Source organism: Okeania sp., assembly GCF_983059655.1.
This window is the reverse complement of the sequence record NZ_CEZPJD010000117.1, coordinates 1-3,066: the sequence shown is the minus strand read 5'-3', so window position 1 is coordinate 3,066 and position 3,066 is coordinate 1. Positions and strand designations below refer to the sequence as shown.

At 42.0% G+C, this 3,066-nt stretch carries 2 protein-coding genes; both read left to right on the top strand.

What is annotated here, in order from left to right:
• A partial coding sequence (locus AC3DU7_RS09375; RefSeq protein ID WP_488039083.1) for a CHAT domain-containing protein occupies nt 1-1,274 on the top strand: 1,274 nt, incomplete at its 5' end.
• Between the two features lie 254 nt (nt 1,275-1,528).
• Nucleotides 1,529-2,884: a tRNA (N6-isopentenyl adenosine(37)-C2)-methylthiotransferase MiaB gene (miaB, locus tag AC3DU7_RS09370; RefSeq protein ID WP_488039082.1), complete on the top strand. Its 1,356-nt coding sequence runs from the start codon at nt 1,529-1,531 to the stop codon at nt 2,882-2,884.
• Nucleotides 2,885-3,066 lie beyond the last annotated feature (182 nt).

Sequence of the window (3,066 nt, the reverse complement as noted above, 5' to 3'; positions counted from 1 at the left end):
CTACTACCGCCATCCTCAGTTTTTACAACACTGCCGACAATACCTATATATTTGTTTTGCGCCAAAACCAAATTTCTATTCATACCTGCTCCCAACAAGGCATCGAAATACTGCAACGCTGGATTTATGAAAATTGGTTATTGCCTTATCTACCAGGCGAGAATGAAACTAAAAAACAAAAAGAAGAAAGACAGTCGAAATGGTACGACCAAATGAATTCTATTTTGGCAGAAATAGGGGAAAGACTCCAGCTCGATCGCCTCATGGCAAGACATCTCAACGATATCGAAGAACTAATTCTCATTCCCCATCTATTTCTACATCTAATTCCCTTTGCAGCTATTCCCATTTTTGTACCAACGTTGGATCGGACGTTGCATGCAACGTCCCTACAAACCATGGATGGCAAGTCCCCAAAAACCCTGGATATAACGTCCCTACTGGGAAATAAATTTATCATTCGCTACGCTCCCAGTTGCCAAATTCTAGAATTCTGTCATCAGCGAGGAGAAGTGAAAACCACAACATGGCAATATGGCACCGTTGAAAATGCAGAAGATAATCTCCCCTTTGCAGATTTTGAGGGAGAGCAAATTTCCCAACTGTTTAATATCCCGGAAACTAACCGCCTCCGAGGCAAAACTCAAGCAACTCGCTCCAATTACCAGCAGTTAGCAAATACAGTTCAACTTCTTCATTCCTGTCATCATGCCTCATCTCGTCTCGATAACCCACTGGAGTCAGTGTTAAAGTTGAGCGACGGGAATATTACCTTGGGGCAGTTGATGAGTCCAGGGTGGCGTTTGCCAAATTTGTCCGATGTTTTTCTTTCCTGCTGTGAGACTGGTTTAGGTACTCCACAGATAACAGATGATATTCTCACCTTGGCAACTGGGTTTTTATGTGCGGGTGCGAGGAGTGTAATTAATACTTTGTGGTCAGTTGATGACTTGGCGACGGCGTTGGTGGCAATATTTTATTATCAGGAACGGAAAATTGGTAAAAGTCGCCCTCAAGCTTTATGGGAAGCACAGATGAAATTACGGGAAATGACAAAACAGGAAGTTAAAAAATTATTGCCACCAGTAAAAGAAAAACGAGCAGAAGTAAAGGATAAGCGAGACCAATATCCAGAAAATTCACCGGAGTATCAGGAATGGCATCGCCAGTATTGTCAGTATAGTTCAGTGTACAGCAAAATTCTCGATATCCAAAATGAAAATCCTTTCTTTCATCCTCGTTATTGGGCAGCTTTTACTGCTCAAGGTTTATAAAGGAAGAAGGAAAATCTTAACATAAGGTAGATATTTCCCTAGCTTTTACCAAAAAAGTGGGTCTAAAGCCTCGCCCATAAGCGGGCAACTTTTTATCCGGACATGATATAATATAAAACTTTGTATACTATGACCAAAAAATAAGGTCAATAGCTTCCCCTTTTGAGGGGATGAAAACAATAAACTTAAGTATTTCAAGCCTCCTAATACAACTGGAGGAACTGATAACTGATAACTGATAACTGATAACTGAAATGACCACAACTCCCCGTCGCTATCACATTACCACTTTCGGCTGTCAAATGAACAAAGCTGACTCCGAACGCATGGCAGGTATCCTAGATAATATGGGCCTCATTTCCTCAGATGACCCCAACGAAGCCAACATCATTCTATACAACACCTGCACCATTCGCGACAATGCCGAACAAAAAGTTTACTCCTATCTAGGTAGACAAGCAAAACGCAAACATCAACAACCAGACCTCACCCTCATTATTGCCGGATGTGTTGCTCAACAGGAAGGGGAAGCACTCCTGCGACGAGTACCCGAACTAGACTTAGTTATGGGGCCTCAGCACGCTAATCGTTTGCAAGACTTATTAGAGCAAGTATTTAATGGCAACCAAGTAGTTGCAACCGAACCCATTCATATTGTGGAAGATATTACCAAACCCAGACGGGATAGCAAAGTCACTGCTTGGGTAAATATAATTTACGGTTGTAACGAACATTGCACCTATTGTGTTGTTCCTGGTGTCAGAGGTAGAGAACAGTCTCGCTATCCTGAAGCTATTCGTGCTGAAATGGAAGAGTTGGGGCGACAAGGTTATCCAGAAATAACATTGTTAGGGCAAAATATTGATGCTTATGGACGGGACTTACCGGGGGTAACAGCAGAAGGGCGCAATAAACACACATTCACAGATTTACTTTACTATGTGCATGATGTACCAGGTGTTGAACGTATTCGCTTTGCCACAAGTCACCCCCGCTATTTCACAGAACGTTTAATTAGAGCTTGTGCTGAATTGCCCAAGGTTTGCGAACATTTTCATATTCCCTTTCAGTCTGGAGATAATGAATTATTGAAGGCAATGGCAAGAGGTTACACCCATGAGAAATATCGCCGAATTATTGATAAAATTCGGGAACTGATGCCAGATGCTTCTATTAGTGCTGACGCAATAGTAGGTTTTCCCGGAGAAACTGAGGCACAATTTGAGAATACGCTAAAGTTGGTGGAGGATATTGGGTTCGATCTGTTGAATACTGCTGCATATTCTCCCAGACCAGGAACTCCAGCAGCTTTATGGGAAAATCAACTGAGTGAGGAGGTGAAGGCAGATAGACTGCAACGGTTGAATCATTTGGTGGGAGTAAAAGCTGCAGAGCGATCGCAACGTTATATGGGTCGTACTGAAGAAATTTTGGTTGAAGGTACTAACCATAAAAATGCTGCTCAAGTTATGGGCCGTACCCGTGGCAACCGTCTGACATTTTTTGAGGGGGATATTAATGAGTTGAAGGGTAAGTTAGTCAAGGTGAAAATTACTGAAGTGCGTCCTTTTAGTTTGACTGGAGAAGTCAAGCAGTTGGTAAAAGTTTAGTGTAGTAGGGAAGTGGGGGAAATGGGAGTATTTTTCGATGGTGGTGCATTTTCACTGGTTGTTTATTGTCATTATTTTTGTGACAATCACAGTGGGAGCATCTTGCTCCCATGCTAGGCATTCCTTATTTTCTAGCTATGTATATTGCTGCTTTTGTTGAGCAATCCAATCAAGAATTAAAT

What these genes read in the sequence shown, in the direction of transcription:
- miaB (WP_488039082.1), top strand. Translation starts at nt 1,529, where the DNA reads ATGACCACAACTCCCCGTCGCTATCACATTACCACTTTCGGCTGTCAA.